The sequence below is a fragment of the Polaromonas sp. P1_F1 genome (assembly GCF_056405795.1).
Genome location: NZ_JBFUBJ010000003.1, coordinates 151,223 through 168,123, shown reverse-complemented (window position 1 = coordinate 168,123; position 16,901 = coordinate 151,223). Strand labels below are relative to the sequence as shown.

Below are 16,901 nucleotides of genomic sequence, written 5' to 3'. Positions count from 1 at the left end.
CCAAAATGCAGATAGAAGAAAAGCCCCCAGGAAACCCTCCCTTCGAAACTCCCTACGCCTGGATAGGCGGCGAAGAGCGCGTCAAGGCATTGGTCGAGCGCTTCTACGACCTGATGGACCTGGAGTCCGGCTACACAGCCCTGCGCGCCGCGCACGGCAGCACCCTGGACAACGCCCGCCAGCGCCTCTTCTGGTTTTTATGCGGCTGGCTGGGCGGGCCGCAGTACTACACCGACCGCTTCGGCCATCCGCGCCTGCGCATGCGCCACATGCCGCAACAAACCGGCGGCGGCTCGATCGGCATTGCCGAGCGTGACCAGTGGCTGGCGTGCATGGACCAGGCCATGCGTGAAACCGGTGTCGATGAAGCGCTGCGCATGCGGCTCAATGCGTCGTTTTTCCAGACGGCCGACTGGATGCGAAACAGGGGCGAGTGATGATGCAGCGTCCCGGTGCAATGCCGGGTCGCCGAATGCTATGAAAAATATAGCTGTTCGCGCCCGACTGCAAAGGGCTGCGGCCGGTATTGATACTCGCTAGATGGCGTATCGGCGCCGGCCGTGAGGCAGCACGTTGTGAAGCCACATGCGCTCACGGATGTGTGCCCGTAGCGAGTTGGCCGACAAATCATCCGGGTGATCCTCACCGCGATTGCGCGCGGCTTCTGCTGCCTTGGCGGGTTCGGGTTGCCTGTCTTTCTGGATGAAGTTGGTTTCCCTGAGCACATGGCCGCGCACAAAATCTCCCTGCCCGTCAATTTCGTCATACCAGTACACCGACGTCACGTGGGTTTCACTGGCTTCCACCTTGATGTCCCTCTGGACGATCCGGTGGCCATCTTCAATGCCAAGTTTTTTCCTGTGCAGCGCATTCATCCAGACAACTCCTCTTTGTTTTTAGTAAGGCGACTCTAACGAGATGAGACGCATTGCGCGGATGCGCCTGACAACTAAAGAAGGGGTCGGCGGTTTATTCCACAGGCCAGTGGTCTGAGGCCAACGGAAATGAGCATTCGTTCACATCCATGGCGGCTCGTTCCGGATTTGCCAGGCTCGAGAGCGGTGTCGGACTCGTCTCTGCATCGAGAGAGTCGGGCGTTTGTGCAGACCTCATCTCCCGATGTAGTCCGCCAACTCCTCCGGTGACCCGTTGGGAAAGGCTTCCTTCAGGCAGTCCAGGAAAGCGGATACGCGGGCGCTCAGCAGGCGGCGTGACGGATAGAGCGCCCAGAGGGCAATCTCCGGCCCCTTCACGTCACCCCAATGGACCAGGGTTCCGGCTGTGAGATCGTGGGAGATCAGCGAAAGGGGAATGCGCGCCGCCCCGACATTTGCCCGGACTGCATCACGGACCATGAACAGCGATGACAGGCGCAGGACGGGGTCCACCGCAAACCGTTGTTCACCGCCTGGTCCCGTCATTTCCCAGGGTTCATTCGGGTTTCCTGCCCCGCCTGCCCGCATCACGACCGGAACAGGCGCCTTGCCTGTGGGTGGGCTGAGTTGGGGGCTTGCCACCACCACCAGGCGATCTCTCAGGAAGATCCGCCCCACCAGGTTTTCGTCCGGGTCGGGGTTGACGCGGATCACCAGGTCGTACCCCTCTTCCACCATATCGACTGCACGGTCTTCGGGGATGACCTCAAGCCGGACCTCGCGGTGCTTCAGCGCGAACCGGGCGGCGAGCTTGCCCATGGCGGCTTGCGAGAAGAGCAGTGGCGCACTCACCCTCAATGTGCCTCGCGGCGTCTCACCGCCAGAGGTAATCGTGGCGACCGTCTCGTCGAGTTCGGCCAGCAAAACAGAGGTCTTTTCGTACAGCGAGCGTCCCTCCTCGGTGAGCTTGAGGATCCGCGCTCCCCGCTCGAAGAGACGCAGGTTGAGGCCGCTCTCCAGGTCGGCCACCCGCCGTGACAGGGTCGCCTTGGGGCGCCCTGATTCGCGGGCGGCCCGCCCAAAGCCCCCATACCGGGCCACGAGATTGAAGTCTGCAAGGGCAAGTAAGTCCATATGTTCCACCAGTGAGACGAAGTGTCTAAATATAACGTCTATCGGATACTGGGTGGATCGATCAAGATTGAGGCTCCTTCAACACACAACGGAGTAATTTCATGACCATCCTCATTACTGGCGCAACTGGCAACGTCGGCCGCCAGGTTATCCAGCAGCTCGTCCAGCGTGGCGCCAAAGTACGCGCACTGGTCCGTGACCCGGCAAAGGCGAACTTCCCGGCCGGCGTCGAAGTCGTTCCAGGCGACCTGCTCGACGTACCAGCCCTGCGGAGCGCGTTCACAGGCGTGTCCACCCTGTTCCTGCTCAACGCCGTGGTTCCCGACGAGTTCACCCAGGCCCTGCTCACGCTCAATCTGGCGCGTGAAGCCGGCGTCGAGCGCGTCGTCTATCTCTCCGTGATCCACAGCGACCGCTACCTGAACGTTCCCCATTTCGCGGGCAAATTCGGTGTCGAGCGGATGCTCGAAGAGATGGGTTTTGCCGCCACCATCCTGCGTCCCGCCTATTTCATGAACAACGATCTCACCATCAGGGACGTGGTCACCGGTTACGGCGTCTATCCCATGCCCATCGGCAGCAAGGGCCTGGCCATGATCGACGCGCGCGACATCGGCGAGATCGCGGCCATCGAACTGCTGCGCCGCGAGCAGGCTTCGAAGCCGCTGCCGCTGGAGCGCATCAACCTCGTCGGCCCCGACACGCTGACAGGCGACGATGTCGCCGCCATCTGGTCGGCCGTGCTGGACCGCCCAATCACCTATGGCGGAGACGACACCGCTGGCTTTGAGAAGAACCTGCTGAATTTTATGCCGCCGTGGATGGCGTACGACATGCGCCTCATGAGTGAGCGTTTCCTCACGGTGGGAATGGTTCCCGAATCGGGTGACGTCAAGCGCCTGACGACGCTGCTCGGTCGCCCGCTGCGGTCCTACCGCGAGTTCGCTACCGAGATCGCCGCGTCGGCATCGGCATAAGAACTACACGTACAGCAATCCACCAAAAAAGGAACTCATCATGATGTATTCGACCGCTACAGTGCCCGTCAATCCAGCGGGCGAGGTGAGGCTCACACGCGCCCAGGCATGGGCCGGCCTGGTTCTCAAGGCGCGTGACGCGCGCCGCTTCCTGCCGCCAGCGCTATGCACGCGCTGCGAAGTCGTCGAGGAAAGCGCGACGCATATCGTGCGCGAAGCCACCATCGCCGGCGCCGACCTGCGCGAGATCATCGCGTTCGAGCCCGAGAGCAAGGTGACCTTCTTCCAGGCCACCGGCCCGCGCGAAGGCGCGGTCGTCAACGAGTTGTTCGAAGACGAATCCGGAGAGCTCCAGCTGCGCTTCTACGGTTATCTCGGCCTTCGCGGCAAGACGCCGGGCGGCCCGGAAGAGCGGGCCGAGCAAGCCTGGATGGACGGCGAGCAAGGCTACAAAAGCGCACTCGTCTCGACGCTCAAACGCACCCGGGAACTGCTCGCGCAGGGCGAACTTTAAAGGCCAGACCATGAACACATTGAACACTGACGGCATCTCGCCGGCTCGCCCGAAGATTCTGGTTCTTGGCGCCACCGGCGGCACGGGCCGGCTGATCGTCAGGCAAGCGCTTGCACGGGGGTTCGACGTTCGCGCGCTCGTGCGCTCCCCGGGGAAGGCAAGCGGCCTGGAGGGCGCCGAGATCATCATCGGAGATGCCCTCGACGAAAGTGCGCTGCGTGAGGCCCTGCGAGGCCGGGATGCCGTCGTGAGCGCCCTGGGCACACCGGTCAGCCCGCTGCGCGAGGTGACTGTGCTCTCCTCGGCCACACGGGCACTCGTGAGCGCCATGAAAGCGGAGAAGGTCTCGCGCCTTGTGTGCATCACGGGCATGGGCGCAGGCGACAGCGCCGGCCATGGCGGGTTCCTGTTCGACCGGCTGATCCATCCCGTGCTGTTGCGCAAGGTCTACGCCGACAAGAACCGGCAGGAGGCTGCCGTCCGCGCCAGCGGGCTGGACTGGGTTCTGGTGCGCCCTTCCGTGCTGAACGACAAGCCAGCGCGGCGCAAGATCCGCGCCTTGACGGACTTGTCCGGTTTTCACGGAGGAACCATTGCGAGACAGGACGTCGCGGACTTCGTCCTGGATCAGGTGCAGGCGGATGCCTGGCTGCACCGGTCCCCTCTGATATCTTGGTGACTTCGGCTCTGGGGTAACGACTGCAAACGCTGGCACCAGCGGCCGGCCCGGACTCGCCGCAGGACTCGAGTCGGCAAGCATAGGAGAATCGGGCCTGCTACCCATCCACGGCAAATAACATGCAACACGGCTTCTCCACAGCGATCACTGCGCATCGCCTGCTTCCTCTATATGTGCGCTGCAAGGCTGCGGCATGAAGCCGGTGTACCTGGCCCTTTCGGGCGGCGGCACGCGCGCCATGGTGTTTCACTGCGGCGTGCTGAGCTTCCTGGCGGAACACCAGGCGCTGGAGCGGGTCAGCAAGGTGTCTACTGTTTCGGGCGGCAGCCTGCTGGTGGGCCTCTTGCTGCAGCTCAATGGGATGCGCTGGCCCGGCAGCAACGAATGCCTGGAGGTGCTGCTGCCGCGCGTGAAAACACTGCTGACCACCACAGACCTGCAGAACGCCGCCATGCGCGCCATGCTGCACCCGCGCAACTGGCGCTTTGCGCTGTCGCGTGCCAACGTGCTGGCATCGGCCATCGGCAGCGCCTGGGGTGTCGATGCGCTGATGGAGGATGTTCCGGCGACACCCGTCTGGCTGGTCAACGCCACTACGGCCGAAACCGGCAAGCGCGCCAGCCTCGAAGGCGACGCGCTGCGGGACTGGATGCTGGGCTCCACACGCCTGAAGCAACTGCCGCTGCGTGACGCAATGGCCGTGTCGGCGGCGTTTCCGGGCCTGATCGGCCCTTATGTCCTGCCGACCGACAGCTTTGACTGGAACCTGCCGATGTTTGCCTCCGGTGAAGACGCCCGGCCGGCCGAAGACCGCTTTGCCCGCATCCACCTCTACGATGGCGGTGTGTACGACAACCTCGGGCTGGAGCCGTTCTTTGACGCCGGCTTTGGTCCCAAGCCGAAAATCGACGGCGTGATCATCGCGTCGGATGCCGGCGCGCCCTTGCCGGTGGGTTTTGCGATGGGCCCCCTCAGCATCTTTCGTCTCAAGCACGTGGCCGACATCATGTCCGACCAGGTCCGCGCGCTGCGCGCCAGGGGGCTCATGGCCTACGCTGCGCGCCAGCCCGGCCGCGCAGCTTACCTGCGCATAGGCGCCACCGCCCAAGAGGTCGCCCAACGCGCCGGCGCCGACTGCCCGGCCGGCGAATGGCTGGACGCAAACAGCGTCAGGGCGGCCGCTGCCTACCCGACCTCACTGAAGAAAGTGCCGCTGCCGATGTACGAGCTTGTGTTCAGGCACGGTTATGAATGCGCCGCTGCCGGGCGAGCGGGGTTCGGGCTTTAAATCGATTTGGCGGCTGCTTTCGGGGCGAATTTCGATGTGCAACTTGCTATTAAAAATATAGCTGCTGGCGCCATCCCTGATTGGGCTACAGGCATTTTTTTGCGTAAAAAAATGGATCTTTGCAGCATCAAATTGGTTTTTTTGCGCGTCCCAGGAAAAAAAAACGGCTCACGCTGGGGGTATTTTGGGCCAATTTCAGGCATTAAATAGGCCTGTAGCCCAATCAGGATGAGCGCAAGCAGCTACTAAATTAATAGCAACTGATGTGAATTCCCGCGCCTCCGTCCTGTGCGAGCAGCGTCAGCACTATTTCTCGGCGATCCTGGAGCATTGGGATGCGCAGGGGGCCAAACCCAAGGTTCGCCTGATTCCCACCGCGCCGATGTAGTCCGACTTGAGTCCTCTTGTGTAGGTGATATGCATTTCTTCACCGTAGGGCGGTCCGCCGAAATCCCAGACCCAGTAGGTCCTGTCGTTGGCATGGAGCAAAAAGAACTGGCCCGCGCCTGGCAGCGATAAGTTTTTATTGAGTTGCTTGCCCAGCATCTGGCTTTGCTGCCCCAGCGCGCGCCTTAAGCGGTCGTGCTGCTGCCCTTGAAGCACTTGGGGGTTTTTCCTGTCGTCAAACGCGGCTCTTTGCGCGGCCGGGACAACAGGCGCTTCTTCTCCCAGCCCCAGCAGGCTCCAGTAGATGTGCTGGTTCGCGTAGCCTTCCCGGCCGAATTTCCAGATACGCGCCGGCAGCCCGGTGTTGTCAAAATCGCTCGCTTCGCCGTTGGGTCCAAAGAAAACGGAAAGGCCTGCCGGGAAGAAGTATTTGTGCGGCCATTCAACCTGAACAAACGGGGCGTTCGTGCTGGGGTTGGCGATGTCGCCCGCCAAGGCCTTGCAGGCAGGGTGGCGGCATTTGGTGATCGGGTCCAGACGAACCGTTGCGCGGCAGGCCGTCCGCAAGTTATGGCCGTCTGAAGTGGATTTCTCCAGGCGATGGACCGCAAGGCTTTCCAGGTCACCATCGTCAGTGATCAGGTAATTCACGCCTGCGTATTTGACAAAACGCGGGTCGCTCAAGGTGCCAATATTGCCCAGGTTCGCTTTCAGCCGCAGCTTGTCTGACGGTCGACTGGCCGCCATGTTGATGTCGTAGACCTCGGCATAGGTAAACCGCCCCGAGCCTTGAATATTCCAGACAAGGAGATCATCAACGCCGTCGTTATCAGCATCAACAATTTGGCTTCCCTGCGAATAGTCATTAAAGCCAAGAATTTCCAGTTTTGCCTCGTCAAGGGCGGCGGTCTCAGCCTTCGTCAGCGGCCGGGCAGGGTCGACGAAGCGGCCCGCAGCCTTGGCGTTAAGCAAGCCGGAAAGCCCGGCGCATACCTCGTCAGCGGGAGCTGCCAACGCCCCCATGTGAAAGGACACAAGCAAGCTCAAGGTGATGCAAATTCTTAACCGAAGCATTTTTAGTCTTTCCATGTGTTCGACGCCATGCCTTAGCCCTGTGCCAACAACACCACCAGCGCCCCGGCGCCGCCTTCGGCGGGCCGCGCTTGCACAAAGGCCAGCACCTCCTGCTTCTGGATCAGCCAGCTCTGCACCTTGCCCTTGAGCACCGGTGTCTTGCCCGGCGATCCCAGGCCTTTGCCATGCACCACGCGCACGCAGCGCCAGCCCACCTTGTGCGCATCCTTGATGAAGTGAGCCAGCGCTTCACGCGCATCCTCGCGGCGCAAGCCATGCAGGTCCAGCTGGCCCTGGATGCTCCAGCCGCCGCGGCGCAGCTTGCGCACCACGTCAGGCCCCATGCCGGGCCGCCTGAAGCTCAGTGCTTCATCGGTGTCCAGCAGCGTTTCCACGTCGAACTCGTCCGAGATGGCTTCACGCATCACCGCGAGTTCATCGCGCTGCTGCTGTACGGGGATGGGTGCTGCTTGCGTCGCCGGCAACGCCGCCTTGTGGCCCGGCAGGTGTTTGGCCGGCAGGGCCTTGACGGGGCCGACCGCGCGCGAGAAGAGTTCTTTCTCGGCCTTGGCCCTGGCGGCTGCTGCCACGCGCGCGGCTTCCTGTTCTTTTTCAAGCTTCGCGCGGGCTTCAATGTCCCGCTTGACGGCCTTGAGGTCCTGCAGGCTTTTGAGTGCGGGCGCTTTCATGATGCTTACTTTATCGTAGTGCTTCAGTACTCACCGATGTAGATAAACCACGCGTCGGGTCATTCAGCGGCGGATCTGGCGATGGCTACGTTACGATGTTCCGCTAACTTGCTGGGCGGTATCAGGTCATCGACGCGCGTTCTGCCAGATCCGGATTTTGAATTGAGGGAGAGAAAAAATGAAACGGTCCACCGCCGTGCTTTGCGGAGTCCTGTTGCTCTGCATGGGTGTATTGGCTGTCAACAAGATCCAGGAATTTCGCATCGCGGTCGCCGAGAAAGAGGCGAGGGCGAAATGGGAAGCCTCTCCGGAAAAGGCTCGATGGGAAGCCTCTCCGGAAAAGGCTCGAGTGGACATGTTCAACAGGATCGAGATGAATCCGTGGTCTGCGGATATTGCAATGGCCCGGTTCCTGCCGCAGCGCTATTCACCGCAGGCTTCCGATTGGCAGGGCAAGGAAAAGCTCTTCTACAGCCAGCTGCTGTCGGGCGGAAAGTTTGATGTGCTCGTTGTGCCGTTCCAGGTTGGGGGCTGGGCTGTCGACAGGGCAAGCCGGTCCATCATGACAGCGGAGCTCGCCGCAGGCGTCGCCAAATCACAGAAAGTGAAAATTCCTGACCCTTACCTGGTGGCAAAAGCGCTTGGTGAGGGACAGCGCCAGCTCAAGCAGGAAGAAATCTACAAACTTGCCGACGCCATTGGTGCAAAACGCATTGTCCGGGGCTACGCGGGGCATGACCGGAAAGGAAAAATGGCGATCGCCATCCTGACCCAGGACCACGCAGGCGCCACGCGCAATGGCGCTGCCTGGACCGGCCCTGTTCAGACGAAGAAATTTGAGAATATTCCATTTGGCGATGAAGTCCCGGCCATCGAGGCCTATGAGTCCGTGTTGCCGGAAATCCTCAAGTCCGTAGGCGCCTATCCCCCGTCGCCGCTTGACGAAAAGACAGCCAGCCGGCTGGAGCTGGAAGCGCTGCCGTCATCTCCGCTCGGCTTGGTGGCACCGGCCGGCAACCCGGCGCAGGATGCATATGCTTTTCTGCTGTACAGCGCACTGGCGCCCACAACCGTCGAAAGAACGAAAGAGATATTTGCCGAAAAGGCGTATCTGGCGCTTTTGGACTTGTCACCGCAGTCCCCAGACTACCGGGCGCTTCGGGCGCGGACCTACATGGCATTGGGTTTGCGTATGGCTGCCATCAAGGCACTGGGCGACGCGCAAACTGTCGAGGAAAAAGAACTGCTTGGCGCGCTGAACGGAAATATCCTGGAAGTGCGTGCAATGGCGGCGCTTGAAAAGAATCCCTTAAAACGCTTGTTGCAAAAGATCGATGAGAACAGGATTGCTACAGCCTACGGCACGATGACAACCAAAAAGGCAGTCGCCGAAGTGGCGGCGTTGAAGCTGCCCGGAACCATATGGCCGTTCATCGTGACGCGGGTTTTTGTAGAAACAGACCCGTGGGTTCAGAACGATAATGCTTCCCTGAAAATGCTTCTTGACTATGAACTGCCGGTCAAAGGTTACGCGATGGCGGACATGGCACGCGCGGCATTGCCCCTTGCCGACCCCGACAAGGTTCAGGCCATGGTGAATCTGTCGGTGTTTCATCACGGCCGCATGTTCATCGAGGCCAACACGGCCATTTTGTGCTGTGGGCTCACACCTGGCAAGCCGGGCCCGTTTGACTATCTGGACTTGCTCCAGGCTATTGGCCATGACAACCTGATGAGCCGCATCAATTTCCTGTCCGACGTCCAGGGCATTCCGAATCAGGCCTTGGTTTTTGCGAACACTATTGACGCAACCTACAAGGGTTACCCGTACTACGCGTATGAGCGCTCAAGAGTGGAGGCAAGGCTCGCTGCAAAGTCCGCCGGAGCCGAAAAAGAGCAATTGCTCAAGGCCGCGCACCAAAACGCGTTCGACGCAGCCTACTGGGAGCAAGGCCAGTCGCTCGTCGCAGTAAGGGCCCTGAATCATTTCAATGCTGACGGCGGTCAGTACTATGGACACTACGACAATCTTTACTATGCCGATGTTCCGTTCCGTCCTTATTACTGGACCTGGGCAGACGGCGGCAACTTGCAGACGCATGTTGAAAACGAAATTGCCGCTTTGAAGAATGCCACTTCGGAAATCGGAACCTTCTCGCAGCTGCACGGGCTATACCGTCAGTTTTTCCCCGACCAGGGGCGGGACACCGATCTTTTGGCGTCAATCGCCGGGCGTTTCGTGGGCTCCCCGGAACTCAATAGCATCCTCGGCGCCGAGGCTACGAGGCAGGGAGACACCGGGAAAGCGCAGGCTTACTATCGGGACAACCTCAAGCTGGCACCCACGCGGTGGACTTCCTATAGCGATGTGGCATGGATGCTGTTCGCGGCGGGTGACGTCAAGGCCGCCGCCAAGATGTTCCATTCTTACGAGGGCTTCAGGAAGGGGTCCGAAGACGGCCGGGTTGCCACTGCAAACCTTGCTTATGAGGCCGGGTCGTATTTTTACTGGGCGGGTTATTTCGACCTTGCCAGGCCGTTTTATCAAATCGCCGCGTCTCAGAGGTCGGGGTCGTCCGGTGAAATCACGAGCGATGCGCGTCTGAAGCTTCTTGCCGGCGATATTCAGGGCGCGATGGCCGGCACCTTGCGGCGTGCGCAACGTTACCAGGAGTCGTATGCTTACCGGGACTATCTGGGGCTTCTTCATGCAAGCGGCCATTCCAAAGAGGCCTGGGCCGGCTTTGAAATGCTGGCGAAACAAAGCCGCGCTCCTCACATTTGGGAGTCCGCGCTGGTCGGGCATCACATTTCCGGACAGCCTGAAGCGGAGGTCGTGAGTTGGGCGCAACAGGGGAAATTCGGGGGCACAACAGAGGACAAGATCGCCGCAGCCATTCACCTTGTGCGCTTTGCAACCACGGACCGCACGCCTTCCAGCGGCTTGTCTCAGGCAGTAGACGCACTGGATTTGCCGCGATGGAAATTACCCGAATACCCCAAGCCGGTTTATGAAGGGCATTCGATCCTGCTGAAAGCGCCAGTGAAAGAGCGCGTGAAATCCATGCACGCGTATTTTGTGGAGGCTTACCGGGCCATCAAACTCAAGGACTTTGCCGGTGCGAAGGCAATTTTCTCCGAGTCTGCAAAGTTTTACGACCTGACCGATTACCAGGTCAATTCAACGTTGACCTGCTATTTGCCTTACTACGCTTATGCGGCTGTCAAGGCGGGAGACACCTCAATGATTGAGAAGATGGTAAGCGGCACCGAGGTCTCCAGACAGGACTTTGACTATCAGCTGACCATGGCGATTCTTGCCGCAGCATCCGGCAAWAACGAGGAAGCGTTGCAATTTCTTCAACGCGCGCGGCACCTGCGTCCGCACACTGAGAAAAGGGCCTTGCTGACGCAGTACACCTTTGGAGAGATCTCCGAACTGGTGGCGGAAATGACCGGCAGCAGCAAGATCAGGGCCTTGGCGCTGGAGTGGGCCCAGAAGAGTCAGAAGTTCGAACCCTGGCAATCCTGGGCTTATGCACTGGAAGCCAGGTTGACGAGGAACCCTGCCGAGCGCAGGCGGGCCTTGGCGATGCTGTTTTATCTCGACCCCAAATCGGAGGGCCTGTCCGCGTTCGGGCAACCCGAAATCGATGCCGCTGTGAAGGCATTCGGGAAGTCCAACCCCTTTCTCTCCATCAATCCGGAAATTGTAAAAAAAGAGGCAATCTAGAAAGAGTTTCGACTTCTACAGCAAGCCCAGCTCGGCCATCGACACCGCCTGGGAGCTCGTCACCACAAAATGGTCCAGCACGCGCACGTCGACCAGCGCGAGCGCGGACTTCAGCGTTTGCGTCAGCGCCTCGTCGGCGCGTGAGGGTTTGGCGGTGCCGCTGGGGTGGTTGTGGGCCAGCACCACACTGGCGGCATTGAGCGCAAGGGCGCGCACCACCACCTCGCGCGGGTAGACGGACGTTTGTGTCAGCGTTCCGCGAAACAGCTCTTCGAGAACGATCAGCCGGTGCTGGCTGTCGAGGAACAGCACCGCAAAAATCTCGTGCGGCCGGCTGCCCAGCTGCAGCTGCAAATAGTCGCGCACGGCCTGCGGCGTGTCAAAGAGCGTTTTTTCACGGAGCTTTTCGGCAAGCGCCCGCCGGGAAAGTTCCAGCACCGCGACCAGTTCGGCGCGTTTGGCCGGGCCCAGGCCCTTGATGCTTTTAAGCGCCTCGGGGCCGGTGTGCAGCAGCCCGGCCACGCCGCCAAAGGTGTCGACCAGCTCCTGCCCCATCTGCAGCGCATTCTTGCCGGGCAGGCCGGTGCGCAGCAGCAGGGCCAGCAGCTCGGCATCGCTGAGCGCGCCGGGGCCGCGGGCCAGCAGTTTTTCGCGGGGGCGGGCGTCTTCTGGGAGGTCTTTCAGGAGCATGGATAGTCTGTGTTGGGAGGAAAGCCGGTGCCGGTGAGGCTAAAAAACCGGATTAAGCCTGATTTGGCCCGGTCAAGCCGTACTTTCTACAATAGAGGCAGTTTACAAACACTTGCCCGGCGCCAGCCCGGCCGCAGAAAGTCTTATGTCCACCGTGGAATCCCCCGACACTACCCTCGTCCAGCAAGGCTCGTTCCTGACCTTGCATTACCGCATGGCCGGGCCCTCCGTGGACGGCAAACCGGGCGCGGACATCATCAACACCTTTGACGGCAAGCCCGCCACCCTGAGTCTGGGCGCGGGCGAGCTCTCGCCGGCCATTGAGCAGCGGCTGATCGGCCTGCCCGAAGGCACGCGCACAACGTTTGAGTTGCCCGCAGGCGTTGCCTTTGGCGACCGCAATCCGGAGCTGGTGCAGTGGGTGGCGCGCAAGCTGCTCAACGAGCTGGGCGACCCGGATGAACAGTACAAGGTGGGCGATGTGGTGCAGTTCCCCACGCCGGATGGCGCGGGGCAATACGCGGGCGCGGTTCAGCAGGTCAAAGAGGGCGGCGACGCGGTGCAGTTTGATTTCAACCACCCGCTGGCAGGCCAGCCAGTGGTGTTTGAAGTGCAAGTAATAGGCGTTCTATGACTGAATCCAAAGTGCTTCCTCAGGAAATCCTGCTCGCTGAGCCGCGCGGTTTTTGCGCAGGTGTGGACCGCGCCATCGAAATCGTCGAGCGTGCCCTGACCAAATTCGGCAGGCCGATTTACGTGCGCCACGAGATCGTGCACAACACCTATGTCGTCAACGACCTCAAGCAAAAAGGCGCGATCTTTATTGAAGAGCTCGATGACGTGCCCCCGGGCGCTACGCTGGTGTTCAGCGCGCACGGCGTGAGCCAGGCCATCCAGAAAGAGGCCGAGCGCCGCGGCTTCCAGATTTTCGACGCGACCTGCCCACTGGTGACCAAGGTGCATGTGGAAGTGGCCAAGCTGCACAAAGAAGGCTACGAGTTCATCATGATCGGCCACAAGGGCCACCCCGAGGTCGAAGGCACCATGGGCCAACTCGACAGCGGCATCCACCTGGTGGAAGACGTGGCCGACGTCTGGCGCATCAGCCCGGCCCAGACCGAACGCCTGGCAGTCGTCACGCAGACCACGCTGAGCGTGGACGACGCGGCCGAGATCAGCGCAGCCGTGAAGGCGCGCTTTCCGCAGGTGCGCGAACCCAAACACCAGGATATTTGCTACGCCACGCAGAACCGGCAGGACGCTGTCAAGGTGTTGAGCCCACAGGTTGACATCCTCATCGTGGTCGGCAGCCCGACCAGCTCCAACAGCAACCGCCTGCGCGAGCTGGCCGCCAAGCTGGGCACCGAGGCCTACATGGTGGACGACGCCAGCGAGTTAAAGGAGTCTTGGTTTGAGGGCAAGGGCCGGGTCGGCCTGACGGCCGGTGCTTCGGCGCCGGAAATCCTCGTCAAGCAGGTGATCGACCGCATCAAGGCGCTGGGCGCCGTGTCGGTGCGCAAGATGGAAGGCATTGAGGAAACCATCAAGTTCCCGCTGCCCAAGGGCCTGAAGCTCGATGCGCAGGGCCAGATGCTGGAAGTCAATGACAGCCAGCTGCATCAACTCTGACCTGATTTTTCTTTTTTCCAATATGACTAATCGCTATCAAATTGAGAGCTGCTTGCGCACGTTCGAAGCGGGCTACAGCCACTTTATTCATAAAACACCGCTGTGGAAGCTGCCTGGCAAGGCGCTGGGCGTGGAATGCGCTGAGGTCTGGCTCAAGCTCGAACACCTGCAAACCGGCGGCAGCTTCAAGGCGCGCGGCATGCTCAACCGCCTGCTGTCCAATCCCATCCCGGCCAGCGGAGTGATCGTGGCTTCCGGCGGCAACGCGGGCATTGCCACAGCCGCCGCGGCCCGCGAGCTGGGTGTGCGCTGCGAAGTCTTTGTGCCTGAAGTGTCGACGCCCGCCAAACGCGCCAAGCTGGCCGCGCTGGGTGCCGATGTGGTGGTGACGGGAGCGGCGTACTCCGACGCGCTGAAAGCCTGCCTGGCGCGCCAGCAGGAAACCGGCGCGCTGCTGACACACGCTTATGACCAGCCAGAAGTGCTGGCCGGCGCCGGCACCATGGCGGCAGAGATTGAGCAGCAGGGTGGCGTGCCTGATTCCGTGCTCGTCAGCGTGGGCGGCGGCGGCCTGATTGGCGGCGTGGCCAGCTGGTTTGAGCAGCGCAGCCGTGTGGTGGCGCTGGAGCCTGAGCTGGCGCCCACCTTGTACAAAGCCCGCGAGGCTGGTGAGCCGGTGGACGTGGCCGTCAGCGGTATAGCCGCCGACTCACTGGGTGCCAAACGCATCGGCAGCCTGGCCTGGGACGCCACCCAGGCACATGTGCGCGATGCATTGCTGTTGACTGACGAATCGATACGCGCCGCGCAGCTATGGCTCTGGAAAGAATTGAAACTGGCGGTGGAGCCCGCGGCGGCCCTGCCGCTGGCCGCGCTGCAAAGCGGCCGCTACCGTCCGCGCGCCGACGAAAAAGTCTGCCTCATCATCTGCGGTGCCAACCTGGACCCGGCCAGCCTGAACTGAGCTGAACGGGCCCTGTCCACCGCAGCCCTACAAAATACAATGGCCCCATGCTAGATATCAACCTGCTTCGCAAAGACCTGCCTTCGGCTATTGCCCGGCTGGAAACCCGTAAAACCCCGCAAGCCTTCCTCAATGTGGAAGCCTTCCAGGCGCTGGAGGCCGAACGCAAGGCCCTGCAGATCCGCACCGAAGAGCTGCAGAACCAGCGCAACACGCTGTCCAAGCAGATCGGTCAGCTCAAGTCCAAGGGCGAAGACGCCAGCGCCATCATGGCGCAGGTGAGCGCTTCCAAGGCCGAACTCGAATCTTCCGCTGCGCGGCTGGATCAGATCCAGACCGACATGCAAACCCTGCTGCTGGCTGTGCCCAACCTGCCGCATGAAAGCGTGCCTCAAGGCGCGGGCGAAGCCGGCAATGTCGAAGTACGCAAATGGAGCCCGATCGAAGGCCTGGGCGGCGAGCCGGCCGCGTTCTCCTTCGAAGTGAAAGACCACGTCGACGTGGGCCAGCCTTTGGGGCTGGACTTTGAACTCGGCACCAAGCTGACCGGTTCGCGTTTTACCGTGATGAAAGGCCCGCTGGCGCGCCTGCATCGCGCGCTTGCGCAGTTCATGCTTGATGTGCAAACCGCCGAGCACGGTTACACCGAGTGCTACACGCCCTACATCGTCAATGGCGATTCACTGCGCGGCACCGGCCAGTTGCCCAAGTTTGAAGAAGATTTGTTTGCCGCCAAAAAGGGCGGGCAAGAGGGTGCAGCCGAAGCCGAAAGCACTGCGCTGTACCTGATCCCCACGTCGGAGGTGCCGCTGACCAACTTCGTGCGCGATGAAATCGTCGCCGAGGCTGACTTGCCGCTTCAGTACACCGCCCATACGCCGTGCTTTCGCTCAGAAGCCGGCAGCTACGGCCGCGACACCCGAGGCATGATCCGCCAGCACCAGTTCGACAAGGTCGAGATGGTGCAGATCACGCACCCCGACAAAAGCTACGAAGCGCTGGAAGCCATGACGGGCCACGCCGAAGCCATTTTGCAAAAGCTCGGCCTGCCGTACCGCGTCATGCTGCTGTGCACCGGCGACATGGGCTTCGGCGCCGCCAAGACCTACGACCTGGAAGTGTGGCTGCCCGCGCAAAACACCTACCGCGAAATCAGCTCGGTCTCCAACTGCGAAGCCTTCCAGGCCCGCCGCCTGCAGGCCCGCTTCAAGAACGCGCAAGGCAAGAACGAGTTTGTGCACACCCTCAATGGCTCCGGCCTGGCCGTAGGCCGCACCCTGGTCGCCGTGTTGGAAAATTACCAGCTCGCCGACGGCAGCGTCACCGTGCCGGAAGTGCTGCAACCGTACATGGGCGGCATCAAGGTGCTGGCCCCGGCGGCGGGGAAATAAATCTTCAGCACAGTCCGAGCCGCGGAACTGGCTTTGCCAGGCCGCAGGCGGGCGGCCCCCTCGGGGGGGCAGGAAGCTACACGAAGTGAGCGACCGTGGGGGCCCTTTTCAAGCCTGCTAGAATCGCCAGTCCACACTGGAGAGGTGGCAGAGTGGCCGAATGTACCTGACTCGAAATCAGGCGTACCGCAAGGTACCGTGGGTTCGAATCCCACCCTCTCCGCCAAAATTGCATCCAGAGAAATCCAGATTGATCTGAGAAATGCCCTGAAAGCCCCGTAAATCGGGGCTTTTTTGTTTCTGGTCGTCCAGATTGGTCTTTGACAGAGTGGTGCATTCTGGCTGCGTGCATGAAGGTACGAACGCCGCATATCCTGCAGCTTTCCAAGCCGGCTCAAGTGGTATTGGCGACATATAGGCGTTACGCGGCCTGGCCCGGTGAGCAGGACCCAGAGAAGCCGGTGAGTAACAACGCCATTCTGGGCGCTTTGTACCGGATGGGCTACATGGGCTGTATGACGGGCCACGGTTTCGCGGCATTGCCTCCCCCACTTAGAGGAGGTGAAGTCTGATTCCCTCATGTAACGTGCTTCTTACAAGTTCTACTACACCAAAGAGGCCACATGAAAACCGCGCTGACCATGATTCTGGTTTTGACCGTCTCCTTGGCGCATGCCCAAATGACGACCAAAGAGGCCCAGGAGGACGCCTGGGCAAAGGCGGCAAAAGCCAAAGCGGCCAACGACCAGGCGGTCGCAGCTCAAAGGGCAGCGGAAGCGGCAAAGAAAGTACCTCCACCCTCAAAGACGGAGATACATATTTATGACGGAAAAGGTGGCAAGGGATATCCCAACATAAGCAAGTAGGTCGGCTAGGC

17 protein-coding genes and 1 tRNA gene are annotated in these 16,901 nt (G+C 61.1%); 13 read left to right on the top strand and 5 right to left on the bottom strand.

All coding sequences use genetic code 11. The features are described from left to right. Nucleotides 1-5 precede the first annotated feature (5 nt). On the top strand, nucleotides 6-437 hold the full coding sequence (locus tag AC1DZE_RS10095) for a group II truncated hemoglobin (RefSeq protein ID WP_477699999.1): 432 nt from the start codon (nucleotides 6-8) through the stop codon (nucleotides 435-437). A 99-nt stretch (nucleotides 438-536) separates the two neighbouring features. On the opposite strand, the gene AC1DZE_RS10090 is transcribed toward AC1DZE_RS10095, so the two are convergent. Together AC1DZE_RS10090 and AC1DZE_RS10085 are read right to left on the bottom strand one after the other, a co-directional pair. Further along, on the bottom strand, nucleotides 537-875 hold the full coding sequence (locus tag AC1DZE_RS10090) for a hypothetical protein (RefSeq protein ID WP_477674713.1): 339 nt from the start codon (nucleotides 873-875) through the stop codon (nucleotides 537-539). A 234-nt stretch (nucleotides 876-1,109) separates the two neighbouring features. Beyond that, on the bottom strand, nucleotides 1,110-2,009 hold the full coding sequence (locus tag AC1DZE_RS10085) for a LysR family transcriptional regulator (RefSeq protein ID WP_477669766.1): 900 nt from the start codon (nucleotides 2,007-2,009) through the stop codon (nucleotides 1,110-1,112). 101 nt (nucleotides 2,010-2,110) lie between these two features. On the opposite strand from AC1DZE_RS10085, the gene AC1DZE_RS10080 reads away from it, so the two are divergent. The 5 genes from AC1DZE_RS10080 to AC1DZE_RS10060 all read left to right on the top strand — a co-directional run bounded on the left by AC1DZE_RS10080 (nucleotide 2,111) and on the right by AC1DZE_RS10060 (nucleotide 5,677). Then, on the top strand, nucleotides 2,111-2,986 hold the full coding sequence (locus AC1DZE_RS10080; RefSeq protein ID WP_477673023.1) for an SDR family oxidoreductase: 876 nt from the start codon (nucleotides 2,111-2,113) through the stop codon (nucleotides 2,984-2,986). A gap of 40 nt (nucleotides 2,987-3,026) precedes the next feature. Then, nucleotides 3,027-3,500 carry an AtaL-like protein gene (locus AC1DZE_RS10075; RefSeq protein WP_477669764.1) on the top strand — a complete coding sequence of 158 codons (474 nt, stop codon included), beginning with the start codon at nucleotides 3,027-3,029 and terminating at the stop codon, nucleotides 3,498-3,500. 10 nt (nucleotides 3,501-3,510) lie between these two features. Then, the gene (locus AC1DZE_RS10070; protein ID WP_477669763.1) at nucleotides 3,511-4,179 is read left to right on the top strand and encodes an NAD(P)-dependent oxidoreductase; all 669 of its coding nucleotides are present in this window, start codon (nucleotides 3,511-3,513) and stop codon (nucleotides 4,177-4,179) included. A 193-nt stretch (nucleotides 4,180-4,372) separates the two neighbouring features. Continuing rightward, complete coding sequence (locus tag AC1DZE_RS10065; RefSeq protein WP_477673022.1) at nucleotides 4,373-5,467, top strand: patatin-like phospholipase family protein; 1,095 nt, start codon at nucleotides 4,373-4,375, stop codon at nucleotides 5,465-5,467. A 36-nt stretch (nucleotides 5,468-5,503) separates the two neighbouring features. Continuing rightward, the gene (locus AC1DZE_RS10060; protein WP_477673021.1) at nucleotides 5,504-5,677 is read left to right on the top strand and encodes a hypothetical protein; all 174 of its coding nucleotides are present in this window, start codon (nucleotides 5,504-5,506) and stop codon (nucleotides 5,675-5,677) included. Nucleotides 5,678-5,773: 96 nt separating this feature from the next. Here AC1DZE_RS10060 and AC1DZE_RS10055 read toward each other — a convergent pair whose 3' ends face one another. Both AC1DZE_RS10055 and AC1DZE_RS10050 read right to left on the bottom strand, forming a co-directional pair. Next, the gene (locus AC1DZE_RS10055) at nucleotides 5,774-6,901 is read right to left on the bottom strand and encodes a hypothetical protein (protein WP_477673020.1); all 1,128 of its coding nucleotides are present in this window, start codon (nucleotides 6,899-6,901) and stop codon (nucleotides 5,774-5,776) included. Nucleotides 6,902-6,960: 59 nt separating this feature from the next. Further along, entirely contained in the window at nucleotides 6,961-7,617 is a 657-nt protein-coding gene (locus tag AC1DZE_RS10050; protein ID WP_477669759.1) for a Smr/MutS family protein, read from the bottom strand. 178 nt (nucleotides 7,618-7,795) lie between these two features. Between AC1DZE_RS10050 and AC1DZE_RS10045 the strand changes: the two genes are divergently transcribed. After that, nucleotides 7,796-11,350 (top strand): tetratricopeptide repeat protein, encoded by a 3,555-nt coding sequence (locus AC1DZE_RS10045; protein ID WP_477699998.1) that lies wholly within the window; start codon nucleotides 7,796-7,798, stop codon nucleotides 11,348-11,350. Between the two features lie 15 nt (nucleotides 11,351-11,365). On the opposite strand, the gene radC is transcribed toward AC1DZE_RS10045, so the two are convergent. Continuing rightward, entirely contained in the window at nucleotides 11,366-12,040 is a 675-nt protein-coding gene (radC, locus tag AC1DZE_RS10040; RefSeq protein ID WP_477673174.1) for a RadC family protein, read from the bottom strand. Nucleotides 12,041-12,185: 145 nt separating this feature from the next. On the opposite strand from radC, the gene AC1DZE_RS10035 reads away from it, so the two are divergent. The 6 genes from AC1DZE_RS10035 to AC1DZE_RS10010 all read left to right on the top strand — a co-directional run bounded on the left by AC1DZE_RS10035 (nucleotide 12,186) and on the right by AC1DZE_RS10010 (nucleotide 16,890). Next, nucleotides 12,186-12,674, top strand: coding sequence for an FKBP-type peptidyl-prolyl cis-trans isomerase (locus AC1DZE_RS10035; RefSeq protein WP_477673173.1), 489 nt, complete (start codon nucleotides 12,186-12,188; stop codon nucleotides 12,672-12,674). Beyond that, complete coding sequence (gene ispH / locus AC1DZE_RS10030) at nucleotides 12,671-13,669, top strand: 4-hydroxy-3-methylbut-2-enyl diphosphate reductase (RefSeq protein WP_477669755.1); 999 nt, start codon at nucleotides 12,671-12,673, stop codon at nucleotides 13,667-13,669. Before AC1DZE_RS10035 ends, ispH begins: the two co-directional genes overlap by 4 nt. 22 nt (nucleotides 13,670-13,691) lie before the next feature. Next, nucleotides 13,692-14,633 (top strand): threonine/serine dehydratase, encoded by a 942-nt coding sequence (locus tag AC1DZE_RS10025; RefSeq protein WP_477669754.1) that lies wholly within the window; start codon nucleotides 13,692-13,694, stop codon nucleotides 14,631-14,633. A 47-nt stretch (nucleotides 14,634-14,680) separates the two neighbouring features. Next, nucleotides 14,681-16,024, top strand: coding sequence for a serine--tRNA ligase (serS, locus tag AC1DZE_RS10020; RefSeq protein WP_477669753.1), 1,344 nt, complete (start codon nucleotides 14,681-14,683; stop codon nucleotides 16,022-16,024). A gap of 138 nt (nucleotides 16,025-16,162) precedes the next feature. Beyond that, nucleotides 16,163-16,250 (top strand) — tRNA-Ser (locus AC1DZE_RS10015). A gap of 397 nt (nucleotides 16,251-16,647) precedes the next feature. Beyond that, nucleotides 16,648-16,890, top strand: a complete 243-nt coding sequence (locus AC1DZE_RS10010) for a hypothetical protein (RefSeq protein ID WP_477669752.1) — start codon at nucleotides 16,648-16,650, stop codon at nucleotides 16,888-16,890. Nucleotides 16,891-16,901: the final 11 nt, after the last annotated feature.